We start from the raw sequence: 26,509 nt of genomic DNA on the forward strand, positions 1-26,509 counted from the left end.
ATGCATGAATTCGACTGGAGTTCTATTGGTCCCGGCCTGCCCTATTTATGGCAAGGCATGATCATCACGCTGAAGATCACCTCACTGGCCATTGTGGTGGGTATTTTGTGGGGCACCCTGTTGGCGGTCATGCGTCTGTCGACGTTCAAACCTATCAGCTGGTTTGCCTCGGCATACGTCAATCTGTTCCGTGCCGTTCCGCTGGTCATGGTCTTGCTTTGGTTTTACCTGATCGTGCCGGGTTTCTTGCAAAAGGTGCTCGGTCTCTCGCCTAAAACCGATATCCGCCTGATTTCTGCGATGGTGGCATTTGCGCTATTTGAAGCGGCCTATTATTCAGAAATTATCCGTGCCGGGATTATCAGTATCGCCCGTGGTCAGTCCTCCGCCGCACTGGCGCTGGGCATGACACAATGGCAATCCATGAAGCTGGTTATCCTGCCGCAGGCTTTCCGCGCGATGGTGCCATTACTGCTGACGCAGGCTATCGTTTTATTCCAGGATACCTCTTTGGTTTATGTTCTGGGCCTCGCAGACTTCTTCCGCAGTGCCTCTAACATTGGCGATCGTGACGGTACGCTGGTCGAGATGGTGCTGTTTGCAGGATTTATTTATTTTGTTATCAGCCTTTGTGCTTCCTTGCTGGTGCGTTATTTGAAGAAAAGGACCGTTTCATGATTTCACTGAAGAATGTTTCTAAATGGTACGGGCACTTTCAGGTGCTTACCGATTGCAGCACCGAAGTTAAAAAAGGTGAAGTTGTGGTGGTTTGCGGGCCTTCCGGCTCAGGAAAATCAACGCTGATAAAAACCGTGAACGGCCTCGAGCCCGTTCAGAAAGGCGAGATCCTGGTCAACGGTACGCCGGTCAATGACAAGAAGACCAATCTGGCACAACTGCGTGCAAAAGTAGGGATGGTTTTCCAGCATTTCGAACTGTTTCCGCACCTTTCTATCATTGATAATCTGACCCTGGCGCAAGTTAAAGTGTTAAAACGTGACAAAGCGGCAGCGAAAGATAAAGGGCTGAAATTGCTGGACCGTGTCGGTTTATCGGCGCACGCCAATAAATTTCCCGGCCAGCTTTCCGGTGGCCAGCAGCAGCGTGTAGCGATTGCCCGTGCGTTATGTATGGATCCGATCGCGATGTTGTTTGACGAACCGACGTCCGCCCTTGATCCGGAAATGATCAATGAAGTCCTCGACGTCATGGTGGAGCTGGCAAACGAAGGCATGACAATGATGGTGGTAACGCACGAAATGGGCTTCGCCCGTAAAGTGGCCAACCGCGTGATTTTCATGGATGAAGGCAAGATTGTAGAAGATCGCAACAAAGACGATTTCTTTAATAATCCTGAATCAGACCGCGCACGGGATTTCCTGGCGAAGATCCTGCACTGACCCGCACTGAGTCAAAAATAACACCTGCCCGCATTATCAGGGGCAGGTGTTTGTCCGTTAAGGCTCAAACGGGCGACGCGTAAACTCCGTGTTACCACATTTCGGGCATTTACTCAGAATTTCCGGCGTATACACCGCTAAGTGGAAATGACAATTTTCACAGACCAGGTTGCCCAGTCCGACGACTTCTCCGCTGTGATAGATCCCATGGTGGCTGACATCTTTAAAAACCTCTTTCCATTCCAGCTGGGTCTTATCAGTCATATCTGCCAGCTCTTTCCACAAGCTTTCTTTAATGACCCGCATGAACACGCTGTCCGTGCCATCATCTTCTTCAGCCACGGCTTGCTGGTTTTCTTCATAGCTGCGGGCAAATTCATGCAAATCGCGACGCACCGCTGATGTCAGTTGTTCAATCTGGATTTCCGTCAGCTTGCCCTCTTCCTGCAGCCTGACGCGGGCATCCTGCACCAGCGCGCTGATATCGCGTTCTCCCTGTTTTAACCGTTCGGTCAGTGATGCCACCAACTGACGGTAAGATTGCGTAATATTGCTCATATTTCCTCTCCTTGAACTGTCATAACCATTTTCACGGCGGGAGCGCACTGCCTTTATTTTAGTCGTAAATGCCTGATCCGTGGTGCAGATTATCCCGCGCTGACTCGCAGATTATGAATAATGCGCCAGAAGCGGACAGAAATTCCCTTTAGCCTTCGCTGGGTGTTGTTGCTCCAACCGCTTATCAGCTATGCTATGCGGATCTTTTGATTAAAACTTTTTGAGCTACAGGCGTAGCTGTTTTCACTCACAGGACCACCGGCCGCCATGCAAGAGCAATACCGTCCAGAAGACATCGAGTCACACGTTCAGCTTCACTGGCAAGAGAAGCAAACCTTTAAAGTTACCGAACAGCCTGGTAAGGAGAAATATTACTGCCTCTCCATGTTGCCTTATCCGTCAGGCCGTCTCCACATGGGGCATGTGCGCAACTACACCATCGGTGACGTGATTTCCCGTTATCAGCGCATGCTCGGTAAAAACGTCCTGCAGCCTATCGGCTGGGATGCGTTTGGCCTGCCAGCGGAAGGGGCAGCGGTTAAGAACAACACCGCACCTGCTCCGTGGACGTATGAAAACATCGAATACATGAAGAACCAGCTTAAATTGCTGGGCTTCGGCTATGACTGGGATCGTGAAGTTGCGACCTGTAAACCTGATTATTATCGCTGGGAACAATGGTTCTTCACCAAGCTTTACGAAAAGGGCCTGGTTTATAAGAAGACCTCCGCAGTGAACTGGTGCCCGCATGATCTGACCGTTCTGGCGAACGAGCAGGTTATCGACGGCTGCTGCTGGCGTTGCGATACCAAAGTAGAACGTAAAGAAATTCCTCAGTGGTTCATCAAAATCACGGCTTACGCCGATCAGTTGCTCAATGATCTGGACACGCTGGAAAGCTGGCCGGAGCAGGTGAAAACCATGCAACGCAACTGGATTGGCCGTTCGGAAGGCGTGGAAATCACGTTTGACGTGGCTGACAGCGATGAAAAAGTCACGGTTTACACCACCCGCCCTGATACGTTTATGGGCGCGACCTATGTTGCCGTCGCTGCCGGTCATCCGCTGGCCCAGTTGGGTGCACAGAAAAACCCTGCCCTGAACGATTTTATCGACGAATGCCGTAACACCAAAGTTGCCGAAGCAGAAATGGCGACGATGGAAAAGAAAGGCATGGCAACCGGTCTGTTTGCCATTCACCCGCTGTCCGGTGAAAAGCTGCCAATCTGGGTCGCTAACTTCGTTCTCATGGAATATGGCACTGGCGCGGTGATGGCCGTTCCTGGCCATGACCAGCGTGACTGGGAATTCGCCACCAAATATAACCTGCAGATCAAACCGGTTATTCTGCACGTTGATGGCAGCCACCCTGATATCACCGCAGAAGCGATGACAGAGAAAGGGACGCTGTTCAATTCAGGCGAATTTGATGGTCTGAATCACGAAGACGGTTTCAACGCCATTGCCGACAAACTGGTTGCTCAGGGCGTGGGTCAGCGCAAAGTAAACTACCGTCTGCGCGACTGGGGAGTTTCCCGTCAGCGCTACTGGGGCGCGCCAATCCCGATGATCACGCTGGAAGACGGTACTGTTATTCCTACACCAGAAGATCAACTGCCGGTTGTGTTGCCGGAAGATGTCGTCATGGACGGTATCACCAGCCCGATTAAAGCGGATCCTGAGTGGGCAAAAACGACGGTGAACGGCATGCCGGGCCTGCGAGAAACAGATACCTTTGATACCTTTATGGAGTCTTCCTGGTATTACGCGCGTTACACCTGCCCGCAATACGACGAAGGGATGCTGGATCCTGCGGCCGCCAACTACTGGCTACCAGTGGATCAGTATGTCGGTGGCATCGAACACGCCATTATGCACCTGATGTATTTCCGCTTCTTCCATAAACTGATGCGTGACGCAGGTTTGGTGGATTCTGATGAACCGGCCAAACGTCTGTTGTGTCAGGGTATGGTTCTGGCTGATGCCTTCTACCACACCGGCAGTAACGGCGAACGTATCTGGGTCTCTCCTGCCGATACTACAGTTGAACGTGACGAAAAAGGTCGTATCACCAAAGCGACCGATTCACAAGGCCGTGAGCTGGTTTACGCCGGCATGAGCAAGATGTCCAAGTCTAAAAACAACGGCATCGACCCGCAGGTGATGGTTGATAAATACGGTGCTGATACCGTGCGTCTGTTTATGATGTTCGCCTCTCCGGCAGAAATGACGCTGGAATGGCAGGAATCCGGTGTCGAAGGGGCAAACCGCTTCCTGAAACGTGTCTGGAAACTGGCCTTCGAACATACAGAAAAAGGCCCGGTTGCCGCTCTGGATATTGCTTCCCTGAATGAAGCACAGAAAGATCTGCGTCGTGATTTGCATAAAACCATCGCTAAAGTGACCGATGATATTGGCCGTCGTCAGACCTTTAACACCGCTATTGCGGCGGTGATGGAACTGATGAACAAGCTGGGTCGTGCACCGCAGGATACCGAACAAGATCGGGCACTGCTGCAGGAGTCCTTGCTGGCGGTTGTCCGTATGCTTTATCCATTCACCCCGCATGTCTGCTTCAGCCTCTGGCAGTCGCTGAAAGGCGAAGGTGACGTGGATACCGCACCATGGCCACAAGCTGATGAGCAGGCAATGGTTGAAGACTCCAGGCTGGTCGTGGTGCAGGTGAACGGTAAAGTGCGTGCTAAAATCACCGTAGCCGCTGATGCTACCGAGCAACAAGTGCGCGATCGTGCGGCAGAAGAACATTTGGTCGCAAAATATCTGGATGGGGTTACCGTTCGCAAAGTAATCTACGTCCCGGGCAAACTGCTTAACCTGGTTGTAGGTTGAGTCAAGGAGGATCTGTGCGACATCCCATAATGACACTGCTGCTCACCGCAGCAGTGCTGGTTACAGCAGGTTGTGGATTCCATTTGCGTGGAAAAACCAATGTGCCTGACGAACTGAAAACAATCGTTTTGGACAGCGGAGATCCGTATGGCCCGTTGGCCCGTAATATCAGGACTCAGTTGCGTCTGAGCAATGTGACCATTGTTGATGATCCGACCAAAGAACAGCGTAAGAATATCCCGTCGCTGCGCATTGGTGCTGAGTCAGTGGGTCAGACTACCGCATCGATCTTCCAGGACGGTAAAACCGCTGAATATCAGATGGAAATGACGATTAATGCAACGGTACTGATGCCTGGTAAGGATTTGTATCCTCTCCATGTCAAAGTGTTCCGCTCCTTCTTTGACAACCCGTTAACGGCGCTGGCGAAAGATAACGAGCAGGACATCATTACAGAGGAAATGCGCCAGCAGGCTGCACAGCAACTGATCCGTAAGTTGCTGACCGTCCATGCTTCAGAATTGCACAAAGCAGACGATGTCGGCGGACGTCAGGTAGAAGTCATTTCTACCGGTTCATCAGCGGCCACGTCGTCTGATGCTTCTGCGGCATCTTCTACGGCACCGGCCACACCTTCCGCACAATGATCCGAGTTTATCCGGAACAACTTGCTGCGCAGCTCCGTGAGGGGCTGCGTGCTTGTTATGTGTTATGTGGAAATGACCCTTTGCTTTTGCAGGAAAGCCAGGACAGCATCCGTCAGGCGGCCCAGCAGGCGGGTTTTGAAGAACACTACACTTACCTTCTTGATGCCCATACCGAATGGGAGTCCATTTTTAGCATCTGTCAGGCACTGAGCCTGTTTGCCAGCCGCCAGACCCTGATGCTTATTCTGCCCGAAAATGGCCCGACGGCGCCGATAGCAGAACAATTACTCAAACTGACTACCCTGCTCCACGACGATATCCTTCTGCTGTTTCGCGGTACAAAACTGACCAAGGCACAGGAAAACAGCGCCTGGTTTAAAGCGTTAAGTGACAAAGGTGTTTTCGTCAGTTGCCAGACGCCTGAGCAGGCACAACTTCCCCGCTGGGTAACCCGTCGCGCCAAAGAACTTTCGCTTGAACTTGATGAACCGGCTAATCAGCTTTTGTGCTATTGCTACGAAGGAAATTTGCTGGCACTTGCGCAGTCGCTGGAGCGCCTTTCCCTGCTCTATCCGGATGGCAAACTCACGTTACCACGCGTCGAAGAGGCCGTTAACGATGCAGCACATTTCACGCCCTATCATTGGCTGGATGCATTGCTGGCCGGAAAAAGTAAGCGTGCCTGGCATATCTTGCGCCAGTTGCAACACGAAGACAGCGAGCCGGTTATTTTACTGCGAACCGTGCAGCGCGAACTGCTGATGTTACTCAATCTGAAACGTAAAATGGACACCATCCCGATCAGGACCCTGTTTGATCAGCAAAAAGTCTGGCAAAACCGTCGGCCGCTGGTCACCCAGGCACTGCAGCGTCTGTCTCTTGCCCAGCTGGCTCAGGCTGTGCGCTTACTGACCCAGATAGAAATCACGCTGAAACAGGATTACGGTCAGTCAGTCTGGGCCGAGCTTGAAAGCCTGTCTATGCTACTCTGTGGGAAACCCTTACCTACCGGCTTTAATGAGTTGGGTTTGTATTGAAGCAGGACATCAGTATGCCGCACCGCACTGCACATTCTTTTACAACCACTGAAAAGCTTCTGGCTTTTTTCGGCGGCACATTTGACCCGATCCATTATGGACATCTGAAACCCGTTTCGGCACTGGCAGCGCAGGCCGGGTTTGATCAGGTGATCCTGCTGCCCAATAACGTCCCCCCGCACCGGCCGCAACCCGAGGCAACCCCGCAGCAACGCCTGCAAATGGCGAAGCTGGCGGTGGCGGATAACGCGCTGTTTTCAGTCGATCCCCGTGAGCTGGCTGTGGATACGCCCTCGTACACGATTGAGACACTTGCAACGTTACGTAAAGAACATGGCGATAAATGCCCGCTGGCGTTTATCATTGGTCAGGATTCGTTACTGACGCTTCATAAGTGGCACCGGTGGGAATCGTTACTGGATTTCTGTCATATCGTGGTCATGGCACGCCCGGGTTATCAGGAACAACTTGATACACCAGAACTGCAGAAATGGTATGACACCCATCGGGTGAATAATGCCGATGCACTTAAGCAAAAACCGGCCGGATTCATTTATCAGGCCAATACTCCATTGCTGGATATTTCAGCGACTGAAATCCGTGAGCGCCGCCATGCGGGTCTTGAGTGCTCAGATTTATTGCCTTCCGCCGTTGAGCGCTACATAGAATCACAGGGCTTATACCGCGAGTAGCTAACGCGTGCTATACTGCGCCGCTTAATTTCGGCTCTCGATAACGCTGCGTAATCAACCAGTACAATGTATTGATTGTTAAACGTTTTAAGCTGTTTTCCAGATAACCGCTATGTTTATCCTTCATGAGATTTTTCATTGTTTCGGTGTTACACCGGCGAACATCTCGTGAGGTCAATTGTTTCAAACATCCCCAGGGGGAACCTTTGCAAGGTAAAGCGCTCCAAGATTTTGTTGTCGATAAAGTCGATGACCTGAAAGCACAAGACATCATCGCCATTGATGTTAAAGGTAAATCCAGTATTACTGACTGCATGATTATCTGCACCGGCACGTCAAGCCGCCATGTCATGTCCATCGCAGGGCATCTGGTTGAAGAAATTAAAGCCGCCGGTCTTGATGCCATGGGTGTGAAAGGTATCAATGAAGCTGACTGGGTAGTTGTCGATCTGGGTGAAGTGATTGTGCATGTTATGCAGGAAGAAAGCCGTCAGCTGTATGAGCTTGAGAAACTCTGGGGCTGATGCGTGAAGCTGCAACTTGTCGCCGTCGGCACTAAAATGCCTGACTGGGTGCAAACCGGTTTTAACGATTATCTGCACCGTTTTCCTAAAGACATGCCGTTTGAACTGACTGAGGTTCCGGCCGGGAAACGTGGGAAGAACGCAGACATCAAGCGCATTCTTGAAAAAGAAGGTGAACAGATGCTGGCCGCCGTCGGTAAAGGGAATCGTATCGTGACGCTGGATATTCCAGGCACACCATGGGAAACCCCGCAACTGGCGCAACAACTGGAACGCTGGAAGCAGGACGGACGCAATGTCAGCCTGTTAATCGGCGGCCCGGAAGGGCTGGCGCCTGCCTGTAAAGCTGCAGCGGAACAGAGCTGGTCGCTCTCTCCGTTGACCCTCCCTCACCCGCTGGTTCGGGTTCTGGTTGCGGAAAGCCTTTACCGGGCCTGGAGTATTACCACTAATCATCCATACCACCGCGAATAACGGGTGGTGAATGTCAGCAACATGAATTAAGTAGTGGGATGAAAATAGATCGTAACCCTTTTCGCGACTATACGGCTGAATCAGCCCTCTTTGTGCGCCGTGCACTGGTGGCGTTTATCGGCATTCTGCTACTTAGCGGCGTTTTAGCTTTTAATCTTTATAATCTGCAAATTGTCCGTTTCCAGGATTACCAAACCCGCTCTAACGATAACCGTATCAAACTGGTGCCCATCGCGCCCAGCCGCGGGATTATCTATGACCGCAACGGCACGCCACTGGCGCTGAACCGCACAATTTATCAGCTCGAACTGGTGCCGGAAAAAGTGGACGATTTGCAGGCCACGCTTGAAGGCCTCAAACCGATAGTTGACCTCACGCAGGAAGATATCGATAACTTCAAAAAAGAGCGTCAGCGTTCGCGACGCTTTACGTCTATTGCGGTGAAAACGGCACTGACTGAAGTCCAGGTTGCACGTTTCTCGGTAAACCAGTTCCACTTCCCTGGCGTTGAGGTCAAGGGCTATCAGCGGCGCTATTATCCTTACGGCTCCGCGCTGACGCACGTTATCGGCTATGTATCGAAAATCAATGACCGTGACGTTGAGCGCCTCGATAAAGACGGCATTCTGGCCAACTATGCTGCCACGCACGACATCGGTAAGCTCGGTATTGAGCGCTATTATGAAGATACGCTTCACGGTAAAACCGGCTATGAAGAAGTTGAAGTGAACAACCGTGGCCGCGTTATCCGCCAGCTTCACGAAGAACCGCCGCAGGCGGGCAAAGATATTTACCTGACAATCGACTTACCGTTACAGCAATACATTGAAGTGCTTCTGACCGGCAGCCGCGCCGCAGTCGTGGTGACTGATCCCCGTGATGGCGCTATCCGCGCGCTGGTCTCTAACCCGAGTTATGACCCGAACCTGTTTGTGGATGGCATCTCCAGCAAAGATTACAACACACTGCTTAACGACCCGAATAAGCCTTTGATCAACCGGACGACTCAGGGCGTTTATCCGCCAGCGTCTACTGTGAAACCGTATATTTCAGTTTCTGCGCTGACAACCGGCGTTATCAATAAAAATACGTCCCTGTTTGATCCGGGCTGGTGGCAATTGCCGGGCTCAGACAAGCGTTACCGCGACTGGAAACACTGGGGACATGGTCGCCTGAATGTGACTAAAGCCCTTGAAGAATCGGCTGACACCTTCTTCTATCAGGTTGCTTATGATATGGGGATTGACCGCCTTTCCGAGTGGATGGGGAAATTTGGTTACGGCCAGTACAGCGGTATCGATTTATCAGAAGAACGTAGCGGGAATATGCCAAACCGCGACTGGAAGTTTAAACGCTTCAAAAAACCCTGGTATCAGGGCGATACCATACCGGTCGGCATTGGTCAGGGCTACTGGACTGCCACGCCTGTCCAAATCATGAAAGCCATGACCACACTGATTAATGACGGCAATGTCAAAACGCCGCATTTGCTGCTGAGTACTAAAGTTGACGGCCAGCAGGTGCCGTACAAACAGCAGGAAACCACTCAGATTGGCGATATCCATTCCGGCTATTGGGAAATCGCTAAAGACGGTATGTATGGCGTTGCAAACCGGCCGAACGGGACTGCCCGCAAGTATTTTGCTGACGCGCCTTATAAAGCCGCTGCAAAATCCGGGACAGCACAAGTTTACGGTTTGAAAGCCAATGAAATCTATAATGCGCATAAAATTGCTGAGCATCTGCGTGACCACAAGCTGATGACCTCTTTTGCACCGTATGACAAACCGACCGTGGCGGTTGCCGTGGTTCTGGAGAACGGGGGCGCGGGGCCGGCTGTAGGAACAATTTCACGCCAGATACTCGACCATATTTTACTGGGCGACAACACGACACAATTACCGGCCGACGCGCCAGCGCCGCCGGGAACCGAAGGTGATTAACCGTCAATGACTGAGAACCAACAAAAAAGATCATTGTGGTCGAAAATGCATATCGACCTGACGATGCTGTTGATCGTGCTCGCGCTGCTGACCTACAGTGCGTTCGTGATGTGGAGCGCCAGCGGTCAGGATATGGGCATGATGGAACGTAAAATTGGCCAGATCCTCATGGGTCTGGTGATTATGCTGGTCATGGCGCAAATCCCGCCGCGCGTTTATGAAAGCTGGGCACCTTATCTTTACATCTTCTGCGTCTTTTTGTTGGTGCTGGTTGATGCTTTCGGCAGTATCAGTAAAGGTGCGCAGCGCTGGCTGGATCTGGGGATCATAAAATTCCAGCCATCAGAACTGGCGAAAATTGCCGTGCCTTTGATGGTGGCGCGCTTTATCAACCGCGACGTATGCCCGCCTTCACTCAAAAATACCGCAATTGCTCTGGCATTAATCTTTATCCCTACCCTGCTGGTCGCAGCACAGCCCGATCTGGGCACCTCAATTTTGATTGCCGCATCCGGATTATTCGTACTGTTCCTTTCGGGCATGAGCTGGAAACTGATTGCCGTCGCCGCCCTTCTGGTTGCCGCGTTTATCCCGATTCTGTGGTTCTTCCTGATGCACGACTATCAGCGCGACCGCGTCATGATGCTGCTTGATCCTGAAAGCGATCCGCTGGGCGCGGGCTATCATATTATTCAGTCTAAAATTGCCATCGGCTCTGGCGGTCTTTCCGGCAAAGGTTGGTTACACGGTACGCAGTCTCAGCTTGAATTCCTGCCCGAGCGACATACCGACTTTATCTTTGCTGTACTCGCCGAAGAACTTGGGCTGATTGGCGTTCTGGTGCTGCTCGGGCTGTATTTATGTCTCATTATGCGTGGTCTGGTGATTGCCGCCCATGCACAGACCACTTTTGGCCGTGTAATGTCCGGCGGACTGATGCTGATTCTGTTCGTTTATGTGTTTGTTAACATTGGTATGGTCAGTGGTATTGTCCCGGTAGTTGGGGTACCTTTGCCTCTGGTCAGCTATGGCGGGTCGGCACTCATCGTGCTAATGGCAGGGTTTGGTATCGTTATGTCGATACATACTCATCGAAAAATGTTGTCGAAAAATTTATAGAGGTGAGCAATGCGTAAGCAGTGGCTTGGAGCTGTCATTATCGGTTTGCTGTTAAGTGGTTGCGCCACTGACGAAACACAGCAACAACAACCGGCACCGCAGCAAGCCTACAATGGCCCGGTGGTAGAAATCGGCGGGGCAGATCCGCGTTACGAACCTTATAATCCGGGCACCCTGCAGGATTATACCGTTAACGGTAAAACCTATAAGATCATTAAAGACCCGTCTAACTTCTCGCAGGTCGGGCAAGCCGCTTGGTACGGGCAGGAGAACGGGGGCAATACCACGGCGATCGGGGAAGAATTCGACCCGACAGCCATGACCGCAGCGCACCCGACACTGCCGATCCCAAGCTATGTGCGCGTCACCAACATGGCGACCGGCCGAATGCTTGTGGTGCGTGTTAACGACCGCGGCCCTTACGTTCCCGGCAAAATCATTGACTTATCGCAGGCTGCGGCAGACCGTTTGAATCTGACCAACAGCACGAAAGTCCGTATTGATTTCATCAACGTTGCACCAGATGGCACACTCTCCGGCCCGGGTACGATTGGGACGACCGTCGCCAAACAATCTTATGCCCTGCCATCACGTCCGAATTTAGGGGCCAGCAGTATGGGCACGCCTACGCTGAGCGCTCAGCCGGTCGATACGTCAGATGTGCGTCCAATCAGTAACAGCACGCTCAGCAACCCAAATGCCGCACCGCTGACCAATGACGAAGACAACGCAGGCAATACCGTTGCTGCCACCGGCACCACCACCACGTCCGGCAACAGCGGCGGCGGTTTTCTGAGTGCACCGACACCATTACGTCAGGGTGTTTTAGAAGGCAGCGCACCGGTTGCCGCACCGGTGGCTGTCGCTACTGCCGCGCCGGTGGTTGCTGCTTCTGCGGCACCCGCGCATACCACGGCAATTCCTGCCTCAGGCTTTATGGTGCAGGTTGGCGCACTGAGTAACCCGCAAAATGCGCAGTTATGGCAAAAAAGCCTCAGTCAGCGTTTTTCGGTACCAGGCAAGGTGCAGGCTAATGGCAGCACCTATCGTGTGCAACTCGGGCCTTTCAGCACCCGCCAGCAGGCCGAAAAATTGAAACAGCGCCTGGCCAGCGAAGCTCAGCAGCAATCTTTTGTCACCGCCGGTATGTAATTCTCCAGTGCGGGGCTTCGGCCCCGTTCTTATACGTCCCCTTTCGTATAAGTAAAAGTCAGTAAGCGTCGGTAATCGAAGATGTCTGACTTATGACTCTTCTGCTATAGTGGCGCACGTTTATCACTTACTCCCACGGATGTTGTTGTCCCGATCATGAAACTTGTAAATACTTCACGTTTAGTCAAAAGCCTCGCATTGGGCACCGTAATCACTTTGAGTGCAGCGTCCGCCTATGCCGACGATGTCAATTTAAAAACAATGATCCCTGGCGTTCCGCAGATTGATGCTGAAGCCTATATCCTGATCGACTACAACTCCGGCAAAGTTCTGGCAGAAATGAATGCCGATGCGCGCCGCGATCCTGCCAGCCTGACAAAAATGATGACCAGTTATGTTATCGGTCAGTCCATCAAAGCCGGCAAAATCTCTCCGACCGACATCGTTACCGTCGGTCCGGACGCCTGGGCCACTGGCAATCCGGTCTTCAAAGGCTCTTCCCTGATGTTCCTCAAACCGGGTGATCGGGTACCGGTTTCTGAGCTCAACCGCGGGATCATTCTGCAGTCAGGTAATGATGCGTGTGTCGCCATGGCCGACCATGTCGCCGGAAGTCAGGATGCTTTCGTTGCCATCATGAACAACTATGTGAGCTCACTGGGACTGAAAAATACCCACTTCGGTACTGTTCATGGTCTTGATGCCGCGGGTCAGTACAGCTCAGCCCGCGATATGGCGCTGATTGGTCAGGCGCTGATCCGTGATGTGCCGGAAGAGTACGCCACGTACAAAGAGAAAGAATTCACCTTCAACAATATCCGCCAGATGAACCGTAACGGTTTGTTGTGGGATAACAGCCTGAATGTTGACGGCATTAAAACCGGTCATACCGATTCAGCAGGTTATAACCTGGTGGCTTCTGCGACAGAAGGCCAGATGCGTCTGATCTCCGCCGTGATGGGCGGGCACACGTATAAAGGCCGTGAAGTAGAAAGTAAAAAGCTCCTGACCTGGGGCTTCCGTTTCTTCGAAACCGTTTCTCCGCTGAAAGCCGGTAAAGAGTTTGCGTCAGAACCTGTCTGGTTTGGCGATACTGATCGCGTCGCGCTGGGTGTTGAAAAAGATGCTTACCTGACGATCCCGCGCGGTCGCATGAAAGATCTGAAAGCCAGCTATGTGCTCAACACCCCGGAACTGCATGCACCCTTGCAGAAAAATCAGGTGGTTGGGTCAATCAACTTCCAGCTTGATGGAAAAACCATTGATGAACGCCCTCTTGTCGTCATGAATGAAGTAAAAGAAGGCGGCTTCTTCGGCCGCATCGTGGATTACATCAAACTGATGTTCCACCACTGGTTTGGCTAAGTTGTCCTCTTGAAAAAATTTGCAACAACCCCCATATAACCGGTATAGATTATAACTCCCGCTACGGCGGGAGTTATACTTTGAGAGATAAAACTTAATACGCTGTACAACACGCTGGAGTGCACATGAAAACCAAACTGAACGAACTGCTCGAATTCCCTTGTCCCTTTACCTACAAAGTAATGGGCCTGGCACAACCCGAGCTGGTAGACCAGGTTGTGGAAGTCGTGCAACGCCATGCGCCTGGCGATTACAATCCTCAGGTAAAACCGAGCAGTAAAGGGAATTACCACTCCGTTTCAATTACGATAACTGCGACTCACATCGATCAGGTCGAAACCCTGTACGATGAGCTGGGCAATATCGAAATTGTCCGCATGGTGCTGTAAGCCCTTTCTGACCGATCCGCGCGGGAGCCACACTGTCGCGCGTTTTTCCCCCTCTTGATTGACGATAACTGCCGTGCAACCACAAAATCCGCAAGAACGTATCGTACTGCGCCAGCTTGGCCTTCAGCCCTATGAGCCGGTTTCTCTGGCCATGCACCATTTTACGGAACACCGCAACGCCGACTCGCTTGATGAGATCTGGCTGGTTCAGCATCCCCGTGTATTTACGCAGGGGCAGGCTGGCAAAGCCGAACATGTCCTGATGCCCGGTGATATTCCGGTTATCCAGAGCGACCGTGGCGGCCAGGTGACGTATCACGGTCCCGGTCAGCAGGTGATGTACGTGATGGTGGATTTGAAACGCAAAAAACTGGGTGTTCGTCAGCTGGTGACGGCGATTGAACAAACGGTAGTCGATACGCTGGCGCATTTTTCCATTGAAGCTTACCCGCGCGCGGATGCACCGGGTGTATATGTCGGGGGTAAAAAGATTTGTTCGCTGGGATTACGGATCCGCAAAGGATGTTCGTTACACGGTCTGGCATTAAATATTGATATGGATCTCGAGCCTTTCCGTCGCATCAACCCCTGTGGTTACGCCGGCCTTGAAATGACGCAGGCGAGCCTCGAGAAGCCGGGGCTGACGGTCGATCAGGTGATGCCTGTTCTGGTGAAATGTTTTAACCATCGTCTTGATTACCTGCAGGTTGATTACCTGCCCTGGCAGGTTGAACATTATGCCTCTTCAGCGCAGTGATTTTTGGCCGTTGCCCCCCGGCATTAATCTTTTCCCGCATACCTCGCGTTTCCGGGATTTATCAGGCGCGCGGGAAAATATTTACACACTATTAACACCGTTTCAGCCCTCGCAGTGAATCGTTAAAATAATCAGTCTTTTCAAAAGACTAAATGCGATAAAAAGTGATTTCATCGAGACCACTTCTTCTTTAAAGTTAAAAAATTGCACTATTTAGCACTTCCGGCCATGACGAAGGGCTGAACGAAGAGATGCTTCAATGATATAATTTCCGCATTATTTCTACTTTTTTTGATGAATCAGCCAGTTCATTGAATGTCCTGAAAAAACTCGGGTAACGAGTGACAAACCTGGAAGCTGCAAGATTATGAGTAAACCGATTCAGATGGAACGCGGTGTCAAATACCGCGATGCAGATAAGATGGCGTTAATTCCGGTGAAAACCGTGGTCAGTGACCGGCAGGAAATGTTACGTAAGCCGGCATGGATGAAAATCAAACTGCCAGCCGACTCAACGAAAATTCAGGGCATTAAATCAGCACTGCGCAAAAATGGCCTGCATTCTGTTTGTGAAGAAGCGGCCTGCCCTAACCTTTCCGAGTGCTTCAACCACGGTACCGCAACATTCATGATCCTCGGTGCCATTTGTACCCGTCGCTGCCCGTTCTGTGATGTGGCACATGGTCGCCCGACAGCTCCGGATACTAACGAACCGGAAAAACTGGCGCAGACCATTTCTGATATGGGTCTGCGTTATGTAGTCATCACCTCCGTTGACCGTGATGATCTGCGCGACGGCGGGGCTCAGCACTTTGCAGATTGTATTACGGCTATCCGCGCGAAAAACCCAACCATCAAAATCGAAACTCTGGTGCCGGATTTCCGTGGCCGTATGGATCGTGCGCTGGAAATCCTTAATGCAAGCCCGCCTGATGTGTTTAACCACAATCTGGAAAATGTGCCGCGTGTTTACCGTCAGGTTCGTCCGGGCGCAAACTACGAGTGGTCACTGACGCTGCTGCAACGTTTTAAAGAAGCACATCCTGAAATACCCACTAAATCAGGACTGATGGTCGGCCTGGGCGAAACGAACGAAGAAATCATCGAAGTGATGCGCGACCTGCGTCGTCATGGCGTGACGATGCTGACACTCGGCCAGTATTTACAGCCAAGCCGTCATCATCTGCCGGTGCAGCGTTATGTCAGCCCTGAAGAGTTTGATCAGATGAAAGAAGCGGCGATGGAAATGGGCTTCACCCATGCAGCATGCGGTCCGTTCGTGCGTTCTTCTTACCACGCCGATCTGCAAGCGAAAGGATTAGAAGTTAAGTAACATCTCGTAACTTCTTTGTCTGACAAAAACAAAAAGGTTGTTCGCAAGAACAACCTTTTTCGTTTGGCTAAAGGGCCGGGAACTGTCGCTCTGAAGACTCAGTCTTTATGCTCAACACGTTCACCAGGCTTCTCTTCTGCGGTTTTTTCAGCAGAAGCGGGAGCAGGATCATCATTCATGGCTTTCTTGAAGCCACGCAGTGCCGCGCCCAGGTCGCCGCCCAGAGAACGGAGTTTGCTGGTACCGAACAACAAAACGATCAGCACGCCGACCACCAACAATTTAGTAATACTTAGACCTTCCATACATACCTTCTTAACACTGAGTGCTGGAAAACAGCAATAGCTATATGCCGTTATTAACGGCCATTCGCGACGTTAATACAACCCGAAAATGTAACAGAACGGATCCAGAACTGTGCGCATAGTGACCAGAGTGAGCTATTATGAGCGTGAACAGTACGCTCATAAAGTATTTCTGTTTTTATTTACCGGGCAACCCTCTCCCCCGGCATGTTTGTTTTCGACCCGATGATCCCTCCGGCTTACCACCTGCGATGAAAATCCATGCGGAAAACGCTTCATACCATCCGGTTTAGCGGTATTCATCATTGCGGACTGCATTGCGTAAAACGGACGAAACCGGGTGGAAATTGCAGAATAACAGTCTGCACTCCCGGCTTCAGCCCGTCTTACCGGTCAGATAAAGCGGCTCAGGAACGCCTGTGTCCGCTGATGTTTCGGACTGACCAGGACATCTTCCGCGGCCCCCTGCTCAACGACAACCCCGCGATCCATAAACACTACGCGGTCTGCTGCCTCTTTCGCAAAGCCAATCTCATGCGTCACCACTATCATCGTCAGCCCCTGCATGGCCAGATCCCGCATAGTGGCCAGAACTTCGCCGACCAGTTCAGGGTCGAGCGCTGACGTCGGTTCATCGAACAGCATCAGTTTAGGTTTCACCGCCAGCGCACGGGCTATAGCCACACGCTGTTGCTGACCGCCGGAAAGATGGCGCGGATAAGCATTGGCTTTATCGCTCAGGCCGACTTTTTGCAGCAACTCATGCGCATATTTCTCCGCTTCATGGCGGCTTTCTTTATGCACACCCACCGGTGCTTCAATGATATTTTGCAACACAGTCATGTGCGGATAAAGATTGAATTGCTGGAATACCATGCCGATATCCCGGCGCTGCCGCGCAATTGCCCGTTCAGGCAATTTATGCAGACGGTCCCCGCGCAGTTCATAACCTATTTGCTCACCGCCTACCATAATGGAACCGCGATCGATATCTTCCAGATGATTTATACAGCGCAGAAAGGTGGATTTACCCGAGCCCGACGGCCCGAGGATCACCACCACTTCGCCGGGTTTCACATCAAGATCGATTCCCTTCAGCACTTCGTTATCACCATAACTTTTATGCACGTTACGGGCGATCACCAGTGATGCTTGTCCGGACGACTGTGTGTCAGCGTGTAATTGACTCATAAATCCTCCTTCCGGACCATGTCCGGTGTACTGATGATCGGCGCGGTTTTTTCTTCCGCATTGCTTTGACGACGTTTGACGTTAGGCAATGTCCGGCGTGTGCCGCGGGAATAATAGCGTTCAATTGCAGACTGCCCAAGATTGAGCAATGACGTGATAAACAGATACCAAATCACTGCCACCATCAGCATAGGTACCACTTCAAAGGTACGGTTGTAGACAGTTTGCACGGAATACAGCAAATCCCCCATGGCAATAACGCTGACCAGCGATGTCGCTTTAATCATACTGATGAGCTGGTTACCGGTCGGCGGAATAATCGACCGCATGGCCTGAGGAATAATGATCCGGCGCAGCGCACGGCCACGACTCATGCCAAATGCCTGTGCGGTTTCCGCCTGACCGTTATCGACTGACAGCAAACCTGCCCGAATGATTTCTGCCATATAAGCCGCCTCATTCAGCGCCAGACCGGCAATGGCAGCTGTCAGCGGGGTGATCAGATCATTCGTATTCCAGCTCAGATATTGCGGACCAAACGGGATCCCCAACACCACACGCGGGAACAATGTCGACATGTTGTACCAGAACAATAACTGAACCAGCAGCGGCGTACCGCGGAAGAACCAGATATACAGCCCCGCTAATTTCCTGAGCAATATGCTGTCAGACAGACGGGCAATGGCCAGCATCAGGCCGATGAACACTCCGAGCAGCATCGACACCACAGTAAGGCCGAGCGTGACGCCCAGGCCTTTGATCACCGAACCTTCCGTGAACCATTGCGCCACCACATGCCATTCGAAGTTCTGGTTGTGCGAAACCGCCCAGATCACGTCAGCGGCAATCAGCAGCACCACTATCCAGGCCACCCAGCGGCCGTAATGACGCGGGGCGTGGGAAAACTCAACGTTGCGTCGCGGATCCTGCGTATAGTCGTCCCTGACTGCCGGTGTTGAACTATACGTTTTATCAGTCATTTAGGCTGCGCCTTGGCCAGGTTAATACCCGGTGCCGGGATCATATTGCCTTCCAGGCCCCATTTTTTCATGATGATGGCATACGTGCCGTTGTCGAACAGTTTCTGATAACCGGCGAGGATCGCGTCACGAACCGGTGAATCTTTGGCAACGACCGTCCCCTGGAAGATATCGCCAAAGCCATTTGATTTGCCAGTACCGGTCAGTTCAAGCTGGCCGTTGGCTTTTTCAACAAAATAGGTCAGCGGTGCCTGAGAAGAGAAGAATGCGTCGGAACGGTTAGAACGAACCGCCAGAATCGACGTTGGTTGATCGGCAAATGACTGTACTGTCACCGCCGGTTTACCGTCTTTAACGCACACGTCAGACTGCTTACGGATCACCTGTTCAGCAGAACCGCCCGCCATCACGGCAATGCGTTTACCGCAGGTATCATCGAGGGAACTGATGTTTTCCGGGTTACCTTTGCGCACGCCGAAAACAACGTATTCTTTGACGAAATCAATGAAATCATTTTTTGCCTGACGGTCAGGATAATCGCCAATCGGGCCGATACCCATCTGGTAGCGCCCTGCGGCCATGCCACTGAGGATGCCGGATAAACCGCTCACGGAAGCATGCTCTATTTTTACACCCATCACTTGTGCCAGCGCGTGCGCCAGATCCGCACTCGCACCATCCAGGCCATTGGCACCGGTCACAATCTCATACGGAGGGAATGAGCCATTGTTCACAGAGGTCATCACGCCTGACTTCTGAATATCCGCAGGTAATTTTGCATGGATCGCCGGATCCATCGTCTGAGCCGGGATTGTCACATTTTCAGCAGCAAAGGCATTTATCGAAGATACGGAAAGTAATGCAGCAGTCAGTACAGCAGCCTGACGGAGTTGTTTTGCCATCATTCTTTTATTTCCTCTGTGTTAAAAGTCGGTCTGTGAGTTTATGAATGTTGTGTATTTTAGAGTGGTTACCTTCCGTGGCAGCTTTCCGGGTGTTTCTATTTATGGTGACTGATATAAGAAATAAACGCGTTCCCTGGTGAGGGCGCGGTACTGCATGAAATCTGAGGCAGCCGTTGAGGACCGGCCACACAGCGTTAGTCGTTACGCAGTTGCGGTAAACCAAAACGGCGGTTTGCCAGTACTGGTAATACTTTTCGGGCATGAGCCAGACGATCTTTATCCAGTTCAGCAAATACCAGTGCCGGGGCTTCGGCGGCGCGGGCAATCGCCACACCCAGCGGATCGACGACCATGCTGTTGCCAATATTGCGCTCGCCGCATTCACCCACCGCCACCATATAGGTGGTATTTTCCAGTGCGCGTGCCGTGACCAGTATTTCCCAATGCATTTCTTTCAGCGGGCCTTTCACCCATGCGGCGGGCAGCACCAGTACGTCGGCTCCATCAAGCACCAGGCGACGTGCCAGCTCCGGAAAACGCACGTCATAGCAGGTCATCAGGCCGACAGTAAACCCGGCGACATTCACCAGCGGCGGCACTTCGTCGCCTGCGGTGACGTTTTTAGATTCCTGAGAAGAGAACGCATCATAAAGATGCAGCTTTCTGTATTCAGAAATAATTTCGCCATTCCGCAGGGAAATCAGCATATTATAAGCACGGCCATCCGGCGCGGGCGTATGGACACTCATCATGGTGGTCATCTGATTCCCCCTGCTGGCCGCCAGCATCTGGCTGACAAACGGACCATCAAGAGGTTGTGCCGCTTTTAAAACCAAATCCGGATCGGTGATGTCGCGCGCCAGAATGCCTTCCGGCAGCACCAGCAAATCCACCCCCGCTTCCAGCGATTTCGCCATCAGCGAAAGACAAGTTTCGACATTCGCTTCCCATTCTCGGGAAACGGCAAACTGACCTAATGCAACTTTCATTTTTGACTCCCCTGTCGCTCATGGGTCAAAGCGATCGGTTAAGTGTTACTGAGCAAAGTTCGGGAACAAATCTCGCGGCGTCAGGCGCTTAGCACTCAGCCCCTGCGCATATAATTCCTGCGCAAAATCATCAATCATCTTTTCATTGGCGGCGTAACCGTTTGCATTCCAGTCCGCAGGTAAATCGGCCACGGTGCGGCGTAAATCATCCAGCAGCCATGGCGTGGTATCGGCGTATTTTGCGCGCTTATCCATCCAGATTTCATAAGAACGGTCAATGATGTCGCTCAGTGCCTGCGGCAACCACGGATGCTCTTCGGCCAGCGCAGGTTTGACCGCCAGCAGGTGGATACCGGGGATATACCCGACGCGGTTGAAATAGGCCAGTTCAGCGGCACGGAAATCCGGCTGGAACTGACGGAAACCGGAATCAGGCTTGAAAAAGCCCTCAGGCATAAACGGTGTAAATACCGCATCCAGCCAGCCTTCCTGTAATAACGCCATCAGAGGACGCTCTTGCGGAACGGCTTCAATGCGTCCTTCGCGGCCAAAACCGGCCAGACGGTCGACAATCGGGTGCGCTTCGGTCAGACGGCCGACATACCAGTTCGCATCTTCAATGCCCACACCTTCCCGTGCCAGCAATGTACGGGTCCAGGTATTGCCGGAATCCTGCCAGCCGGTCAGGCCAATACGTTTACCGGCCAGTTGCGAAAGTTCGGTCAACGGGCTGTCTTCGCGGGTGATGATGCAGCGCTGGCGGAATCCACGCATCAGGAAATGCGGTATCGCCAGCAAATCAGATTCGCCCCGCGCACGCCCTTGTGCATAACGGCTGAAAGACACTTCACCCGCATCGTATTTGTCGCTGCTGCCCAGGTTATCAACCAGCGTCCCCACGCGGTCTATCTCAAGATTAAACCCTTCCGGTTTAAGATCGCCTAATGCCAGTGGCGTAAAATAATCCCAGTCACGAACTGCCAGCCTGATGGTAATCGTCACATCTTTCCCCTTAAGTGTCAGCATGGTTGATATGCAGAAAAACAACGGTGCGTTTACAAACCTCCCCGGAAACACACCAAATTTTTTACGAAGGCCCTTATCTTTGCGGCAATGTGATTATTTTATCGCCTCCGTTGGCTAAGTTTGATACTAATGGCATAAATTAATATGTACAATAGAATCTTTGTTACTGAACAAAAGGCATAAAAATGGCAGAAAACGCTCTCGAAAAAACGGTGGATGCAGAATGGTTAGCGACACAATTACAGGATCGTTCCATGCGGGGTATTGCGCTTGAAACCGCGGCGATGATCCGTTCCGGTGTGATCGAGATTGGTTCGCATCTTCCCGCCGTGCGTGAACTCGCGCAGGCGCTGGGAGTCAGTCCGGCCACGGTTTCTGCCGCCTGGGGTCAGTTACGACGTCAGAAAGTGATCGCCGGACGCGGACGCAACGGCGTCTGGGTGTGTGGCGATATGCTGTCACCCAGACCGGCACGCTTTGAAAAAATCGGTAATTTCGGTGAGCATATTATTGCGGATCTGGCCCTGTCGTCGCCGGATCCGGCACTGTTACCTGACCTGCACGAAGCCATGCAGCACGGTGTGGGTGCCGGCAATCTGAACAGCTATCAGCGTGAGGCTATTGCGCCGTCGCTGCTTAAAGCCGCGCGGCAGGACTGGCCCTATGACGCCCCCGCTTTTATGGCGGCGGATGGCGGATTTGATGGGATGAATCTGACGCTGCAAACCCTGCTGATGCAGGGGTCAGTTGTCGCGATTGAAGATCCGACCGCCACACGACTGCTGGATATGCTGGATAATCTGGGCGCACAGGTAATTGCGGTGAAGTGCGACGAATTCGGGCCCATACCGGAGTCACTCAGCCAGGCGTTGCTGAAAAATCCTTCCGCTTTTATTTTTCAGCCACGCACCCATTCACATTGCGGCCACGCAATTAACGCAGAACGTTATGCTGCGCTGGCCGATATCCTCAGCCAAAGTAACACGCTGATTATTGAAGATGACGGTATCGGCCAGTTGTCGCGTTATGCGCCGCTGAGTATGGGCAGCAAGCTACCGGACCGCACGGTGCATGTCCGTTCTTATTCCAAAGCCTACGGGCCGGATTTACGGCTGGCGGTTATCTCGGGTTCACATGATTTAATCAGGCAAATCAAATCATTCCGCAATTTTGGTGCCGGCTGGTCGAGCCGTATTTTGCAGGAAGCGCTGGCGTGGCTGATTAACGATCCGAAAACGCAGCAAGGAATTACGCATGCTAAAACAGTGTATGCGGAACGTCGCAAAGCCATGTCCGATGCATTGCGCATGCGCGGCGTGAATATCCCCGACCGAGACGGGCTGGCGCTGTGGATCCCGGTGCCATCAGAACAGTTTGCGCTGGTGACCCTGGCCGCGCGCGGTATTGCAGTTCTGCCCGGTGAGCGCAGCCGCATCGGGCCGGGGCAATTTATCCGTATCAGCACCAGTCAGGTGAAACCTGAGCAGGTTGATTTGATCGCCGACGCTATCGTGCTGGCGCTGGATGCCTGATTGCTCAGAGTTTTTTGAGCAAATACTTCGGTGATTCCTCGTACTGTGCCCGCGCATAAAAAGTGTGGGCCCGTACGCGGCGGGTATGGCTGTGAACCTCCATCCGGTCACAGCCCCGCTCTGCTGCCAGACGTTCGGCCTCATCCAGCAATTTCTGGCCGATACCGCCGCCACGTGCATGATCGCTGACACACAAATAGCTGATACGGCAAAATTCTCCGGCCAGCGCAATTTGCGGGATGAAATGTAACGAAATAAAGCCGACCGCTTTGCCTTCTTTCTCGGCCACTAACAGACGACTGTCCGGGTTGACGGCCATTTTTGCCACACGCTCTGCTATCGCTTCAGACGTATTGGGATAATCCAAATCCCCCAGTAATTGCGCCAGAACCGGCGCATCCTGCACGGTACCTTCTCTGATCAACATGGTATTTTCTCTTTAAAAAACTGTTACGGAAACACGGCTACACAAGCGTCATAACACGATGTAAACTGAGCGCCTTCACGACTCTGTACCGGGGAGATGACATTCCTCCCAAACCGCCTTTACCGGCTGATGATGTCTGCGCAATCTCGCGAGAGGTTCGTAGCGTTGTGCCCGGACCTTTCTGAATTTCATTTATTTTTTAAGGTATTACTATGTTTAGCACCTTACTTGCAGTCTTTATTGGCGGTGGTACAGGCAGCGTTGTGCGTTGGTATGTCAGTCTCAAAATGAACGGCATGAGTCCGGTACTGCCCGCCGGCACCCTGACCGTGAATCTGGTCGGTGCCTTTATCATTGGCCTGGGCATCGCAATTTTCACCCGCCTGACCCATATCGACCCTGTCTGGAAGCTGCTGATCACCACCGGTTTCTGTGGCGGCCTGACAACCTTCTCCACCTTCTCGCTGGAAGTGGTCTACATGCTTCAGGAGGGCCGCTTCGGTGCCGCGCTGCTGAACATGGCGCTGAACATGGCCGGTTCACTGGCCATGACATTACTGGCGTTTATGCTGGTCAGCTGGTTCAGCGCGCACTAATCCTATCTTCCGGCGATGCCTTTTTTATGACAAGAGGCATCGCTGTGATAAATCTGTGATGGCGGTCCATCTCCTCACGCGCGTATCTTAATGTTTCCTTCATCTTATCTGCAGATAATAGTGTCAGTTCAACCTGGTTTACCTTTGAGGCATGACATGTTTTCTGTTCCAAAAACATCTTCTGAATTCCTGACTGTAGCCCTCTGTGTGCTGACTGTGGTGGCATTTTTGCAGGCATACTTTGCTTAACAGCCCCGCGTAGCCCGCAGCTTTATCTCTTTCCGTAAACGGCGCTTTCTTCCTGATGGCGCCGTTTTCATGTCTATATTGTGCTTAATAGCGCAGAAATAAAAACCGCTTTTTACCCCATTCATAATACAAATATTTACCTGCCTCTCTCTATTCCCTATACTTGAGAATGATCGTTCACAATCCACATCAGCCAAATGACCGGATATCTCATGCATCCCCCACCACAATGCACTAAAGATGCGCGCATCAGCGCACGACGCGACCAGATCATTGCCGCTGCACGTCTGTGCTTTCGCAAGCATGGTTTCCACGCCGCAGGTATGGCTGAAATAGCGAAAACGTCGCAGCTCAGTGTGGGACAGATTTACCGCTATTTCGCCAATAAAGACGCGATAATAGAAGAAATTGTCCGGCGAATTGTGATGAAGAAAATCCGGCTGATGACCGGCAACGCGCACAATCTGCAACAGGTGGCCCACAACCTGGCGCACCGGCGGATCGGCAATTTAAGCGCGCCGTATAAAGAAGATCAGTGCGCCGGACAAAAAGAGCAGGCCGAAATTGACCATGCCCTGATGCTGGAAGTCGCTGCAGAAGCGACCCGCAATCCGATTGTGGAAAAAATCTGGCGTGATTCCGAAAAGCAGCTGTTTAAGGAAGCAAAATCTTTTCTCACTGCCACTTTTCCTCAATTTTCTGATGCTGAAATGACAGCAAAAGTCGAATCCTTAGCCGTGATTTGTGAAGGCACTGCTTTTCGTCGTATGACGACTGTTCACGCCGACGCTGAGCTTCTGGAAGCCTTATACCATCGCTACTTCCAGAGCCTCTTCGAAACGGATTTTACCACCAGCAAACGGGAATAAACTTTTACCATGAGCGCTCACCTGCACGAAAAACGCCTCGGTTATGCCCTTGTTCTCGGCTCGCTCGCCGCACTCGGGCCGTTATGTACAGATTTATATTTACCGGCATTGCCGGAAATGGCGGGCGATCTGAATACGTCCACCGCCAGCGCACAGTTAAGCCTGACCGCAGGTTTACTTGGCCTCGGTTTCGGTCAGTTACTGTTCGGCCCGCTGAGTGACCGTTATGGTCGTATGCGCCCGCTGTTGTGGTCCCTGGCTTTATTGCTGGCTGCATCGGTCTGGTGTGCGGTGGCGCAGGATATCAATCAGCTGATTGTCGCCCGTCTGTTACAGGGCATCGCCGGAGCCGGTGGCGCGGTATTATCACGCGCAGTGGCAAGGGATTTGTATAACGGGCATGAACTGACACGGTTTTTTGCATTGCTGATGCTGGTGAACGGACTGGCACCGATCATCGCCCCGGTACTGGGCGGCGCATTGCTGAGCTGGGTTAACTGGCGGGGAATATTCGGTGTACTGGCGTTTATTGCCATCTTACTGTTCAGCTTCTCATCACTAAAACTGCATGAAACCTTATTGCCCGAACGCCGTGCCCGGGGCGGTATTTTCAGTCTGTTAGGCTCGGTATTCGGCCTGCTGAAACATCGTCCGTTTATGGGTTTATGCCTGACGCAGGGCTTTATTATGGCCGGAATGTTCGCGTATATCGGCGCATCACCTTTTGTTTTGCAACAGATTTACCATCTCAGCCCGCAGATGTTCAGCCTGTGCTTTGCGATTAACGGCATCGGTCTGGTGATTTCCGCCCAGGTCTCTACCCGCCTGAGCCGTCGCTTCGGCGAAATGGCGCTGGTCAAAGCCGGTTTGTGCATCGCCGCAGTGGCTTCTGTGGCGCTGGTGATTTCCGCCAGCCTGAATGCGCCACTCGTGTTGTTGCTGGTGCCCCTTTTCTTCTCTGTGATGGTGATCGGGATTATCAGCCCGAATGCCGGATCGCTGGCGATGCAAAGTCAGGGGAAAAATGCAGGCAGCGCGTCTGCCCTGCTGGGGGTGTGTATGTTTGCACTCGGGGCGATTGCCGTACCGGTAACAGGTTTTGGCAGCCAGCCCGCATTATCGATGGGGCTGACCATTCTCGGCTGCTACGCGATTGCCATCGTGATGTTCGTCATGCTGGTGCGGAAACCGGCGTAAGGT

At 52.2% G+C, this 26,509-nt stretch carries 27 protein-coding genes and 1 riboswitch; of the genes, 19 read left to right on the top strand and 8 right to left on the bottom strand.

The features are described 5' to 3' along the window. Positions 1 to 678 carry a glutamate/aspartate ABC transporter permease GltK gene (gene gltK, locus J1781_RS18655; protein WP_129952051.1) on the top strand — a complete coding sequence of 226 codons (678 nt, stop codon included), beginning with the start codon at positions 1 to 3 and terminating at the stop codon, positions 676 to 678. Next, positions 675 to 1,400, top strand: coding sequence for an amino acid ABC transporter ATP-binding protein (locus J1781_RS18660; RefSeq protein ID WP_013576488.1), 726 nt, complete (start codon positions 675 to 677; stop codon positions 1,398 to 1,400). Before gltK ends, J1781_RS18660 begins: the two co-directional genes overlap by 4 nt. A 57-nt stretch (positions 1,401 to 1,457) precedes the next feature. Here J1781_RS18660 and J1781_RS18665 read toward each other — a convergent pair whose 3' ends face one another. Next, a complete protein-coding gene (locus J1781_RS18665; protein ID WP_015698158.1) occupies positions 1,458 to 1,958 on the bottom strand; it encodes a zinc ribbon-containing protein in 501 nt (166 codons plus the stop codon). Between the two features lie 267 nt (positions 1,959 to 2,225). Here J1781_RS18665 and leuS point away from each other — a divergent pair, with 267 nt between their 5' ends. From leuS to lipA, 13 genes are all read left to right on the top strand, one after another. Then, complete coding sequence (leuS, locus tag J1781_RS18670) at positions 2,226 to 4,808, top strand: leucine--tRNA ligase (protein WP_217233998.1); 2,583 nt, start codon at positions 2,226 to 2,228, stop codon at positions 4,806 to 4,808. 14 nt (positions 4,809 to 4,822) lie between these two features. Next, positions 4,823 to 5,455: an LPS assembly lipoprotein LptE gene (gene lptE / locus J1781_RS18675; RefSeq protein ID WP_129952053.1), complete on the top strand. Its 633-nt coding sequence runs from the start codon at positions 4,823 to 4,825 to the stop codon at positions 5,453 to 5,455. Next, on the top strand, positions 5,452 to 6,492 hold the full coding sequence (gene holA / locus J1781_RS18680; RefSeq protein ID WP_217233999.1) for a DNA polymerase III subunit delta: 1,041 nt from the start codon (positions 5,452 to 5,454) through the stop codon (positions 6,490 to 6,492). The genes lptE and holA overlap by 4 nt, the downstream gene beginning before the upstream one ends. A 14-nt stretch (positions 6,493 to 6,506) precedes the next feature. Beyond that, on the top strand, positions 6,507 to 7,184 hold the full coding sequence (gene nadD, locus J1781_RS18685; protein ID WP_217139324.1) for a nicotinate-nucleotide adenylyltransferase: 678 nt from the start codon (positions 6,507 to 6,509) through the stop codon (positions 7,182 to 7,184). A gap of 206 nt (positions 7,185 to 7,390) precedes the next feature. After that, positions 7,391 to 7,708 (top strand): ribosome silencing factor, encoded by a 318-nt coding sequence (gene rsfS / locus J1781_RS18690; RefSeq protein ID WP_129952056.1) that lies wholly within the window; start codon positions 7,391 to 7,393, stop codon positions 7,706 to 7,708. 3 nt (positions 7,709 to 7,711) lie between these two features. Then, a complete protein-coding gene (gene rlmH / locus J1781_RS18695; RefSeq protein WP_013576495.1) occupies positions 7,712 to 8,182 on the top strand; it encodes a 23S rRNA (pseudouridine(1915)-N(3))-methyltransferase RlmH in 471 nt (156 codons plus the stop codon). A gap of 38 nt (positions 8,183 to 8,220) precedes the next feature. Beyond that, complete coding sequence (gene mrdA / locus J1781_RS18700) at positions 8,221 to 10,125, top strand: peptidoglycan DD-transpeptidase MrdA (protein WP_129952057.1); 1,905 nt, start codon at positions 8,221 to 8,223, stop codon at positions 10,123 to 10,125. Positions 10,126 to 10,131: 6 nt separating this feature from the next. Beyond that, positions 10,132 to 11,244 carry a peptidoglycan glycosyltransferase MrdB gene (gene mrdB, locus J1781_RS18705; protein ID WP_129952058.1) on the top strand — a complete coding sequence of 371 codons (1,113 nt, stop codon included), beginning with the start codon at positions 10,132 to 10,134 and terminating at the stop codon, positions 11,242 to 11,244. A gap of 9 nt (positions 11,245 to 11,253) precedes the next feature. Further along, on the top strand, positions 11,254 to 12,396 hold the full coding sequence (gene rlpA / locus J1781_RS18710; protein WP_129952059.1) for an endolytic peptidoglycan transglycosylase RlpA: 1,143 nt from the start codon (positions 11,254 to 11,256) through the stop codon (positions 12,394 to 12,396). A 156-nt stretch (positions 12,397 to 12,552) separates the two neighbouring features. Next, a complete protein-coding gene (dacA, locus tag J1781_RS18715; RefSeq protein ID WP_129952060.1) occupies positions 12,553 to 13,761 on the top strand; it encodes a D-alanyl-D-alanine carboxypeptidase DacA in 1,209 nt (402 codons plus the stop codon). 125 nt (positions 13,762 to 13,886) lie between these two features. Then, the gene (gene ybeD, locus J1781_RS18720) at positions 13,887 to 14,150 is read left to right on the top strand and encodes a DUF493 family protein YbeD (RefSeq protein ID WP_013576500.1); all 264 of its coding nucleotides are present in this window, start codon (positions 13,887 to 13,889) and stop codon (positions 14,148 to 14,150) included. Positions 14,151 to 14,223: 73 nt separating this feature from the next. Further along, entirely contained in the window at positions 14,224 to 14,907 is a 684-nt protein-coding gene (lipB, locus tag J1781_RS18725; RefSeq protein WP_129952061.1) for a lipoyl(octanoyl) transferase LipB, read from the top strand. Between the two features lie 367 nt (positions 14,908 to 15,274). After that, complete coding sequence (gene lipA, locus J1781_RS18730; RefSeq protein ID WP_013576503.1) at positions 15,275 to 16,240, top strand: lipoyl synthase; 966 nt, start codon at positions 15,275 to 15,277, stop codon at positions 16,238 to 16,240. Between the two features lie 98 nt (positions 16,241 to 16,338). On the opposite strand, the gene tatA is transcribed toward lipA, so the two are convergent. The 6 genes from tatA to J1781_RS18760 form a co-directional block, all read right to left on the bottom strand. After that, entirely contained in the window at positions 16,339 to 16,545 is a 207-nt protein-coding gene (tatA, locus tag J1781_RS18735; RefSeq protein ID WP_217234000.1) for a Sec-independent protein translocase subunit TatA, read from the bottom strand. Positions 16,546 to 16,938: 393 nt separating this feature from the next. Then, a complete protein-coding gene (locus J1781_RS18740) occupies positions 16,939 to 17,736 on the bottom strand; it encodes an amino acid ABC transporter ATP-binding protein (protein WP_129952063.1) in 798 nt (265 codons plus the stop codon). Beyond that, positions 17,733 to 18,716: an amino acid ABC transporter permease gene (locus J1781_RS18745; RefSeq protein ID WP_129952064.1), complete on the bottom strand. Its 984-nt coding sequence runs from the start codon at positions 18,714 to 18,716 to the stop codon at positions 17,733 to 17,735. Before J1781_RS18745 ends, J1781_RS18740 begins: the two co-directional genes overlap by 4 nt. After that, positions 18,713 to 19,621, bottom strand: a complete 909-nt coding sequence (locus J1781_RS18750) for an ABC transporter substrate-binding protein (RefSeq protein ID WP_129990592.1) — start codon at positions 19,619 to 19,621, stop codon at positions 18,713 to 18,715. The genes J1781_RS18745 and J1781_RS18750 overlap by 4 nt, the downstream gene beginning before the upstream one ends. Positions 19,622 to 19,815: 194 nt before the next feature. Continuing rightward, positions 19,816 to 20,610: a deaminated glutathione amidase gene (locus J1781_RS18755; protein WP_217234001.1), complete on the bottom strand. Its 795-nt coding sequence runs from the start codon at positions 20,608 to 20,610 to the stop codon at positions 19,816 to 19,818. A gap of 45 nt (positions 20,611 to 20,655) precedes the next feature. Further along, on the bottom strand, positions 20,656 to 21,612 hold the full coding sequence (locus tag J1781_RS18760) for a substrate-binding domain-containing protein (RefSeq protein ID WP_129952067.1): 957 nt from the start codon (positions 21,610 to 21,612) through the stop codon (positions 20,656 to 20,658). Positions 21,613 to 21,821: 209 nt separating this feature from the next. Between J1781_RS18760 and J1781_RS18765 the strand changes: the two genes are divergently transcribed. Further along, positions 21,822 to 23,168, top strand: a complete 1,347-nt coding sequence (locus J1781_RS18765) for an aminotransferase class I/II-fold pyridoxal phosphate-dependent enzyme (RefSeq protein ID WP_217234002.1) — start codon at positions 21,822 to 21,824, stop codon at positions 23,166 to 23,168. Positions 23,169 to 23,172: 4 nt separating this feature from the next. Here the strand turns inward: J1781_RS18765 and J1781_RS18770 are convergent, their stop codons facing one another. Further along, a complete protein-coding gene (locus J1781_RS18770; RefSeq protein ID WP_129990595.1) occupies positions 23,173 to 23,595 on the bottom strand; it encodes a GNAT family N-acetyltransferase in 423 nt (140 codons plus the stop codon). An 83-nt stretch (positions 23,596 to 23,678) separates the two neighbouring features. Continuing rightward, positions 23,679 to 23,741, top strand: a riboswitch (Fluoride riboswitch). A gap of 66 nt (positions 23,742 to 23,807) precedes the next feature. On the opposite strand from J1781_RS18770, the gene crcB reads away from it, so the two are divergent. The 3 genes from crcB to J1781_RS18785 all read left to right on the top strand — a co-directional run bounded on the left by crcB (position 23,808) and on the right by J1781_RS18785 (position 26,506). Further along, the gene (gene crcB / locus J1781_RS18775) at positions 23,808 to 24,191 is read left to right on the top strand and encodes a fluoride efflux transporter CrcB (protein WP_129952070.1); all 384 of its coding nucleotides are present in this window, start codon (positions 23,808 to 23,810) and stop codon (positions 24,189 to 24,191) included. Positions 24,192 to 24,652: 461 nt separating this feature from the next. Then, positions 24,653 to 25,309 (top strand): TetR family transcriptional regulator, encoded by a 657-nt coding sequence (locus tag J1781_RS18780; RefSeq protein WP_205951551.1) that lies wholly within the window; start codon positions 24,653 to 24,655, stop codon positions 25,307 to 25,309. A 9-nt stretch (positions 25,310 to 25,318) separates the two neighbouring features. Continuing rightward, positions 25,319 to 26,506: a multidrug effflux MFS transporter gene (locus tag J1781_RS18785; protein WP_129952072.1), complete on the top strand. Its 1,188-nt coding sequence runs from the start codon at positions 25,319 to 25,321 to the stop codon at positions 26,504 to 26,506. Positions 26,507 to 26,509 lie beyond the last annotated feature (3 nt).

The sequence above is a fragment of the Rahnella perminowiae genome (assembly GCF_019049695.1).
Classification (GTDB): Bacteria; Pseudomonadota; Gammaproteobacteria; order Enterobacterales; family Enterobacteriaceae; genus Rahnella; species Rahnella perminowiae.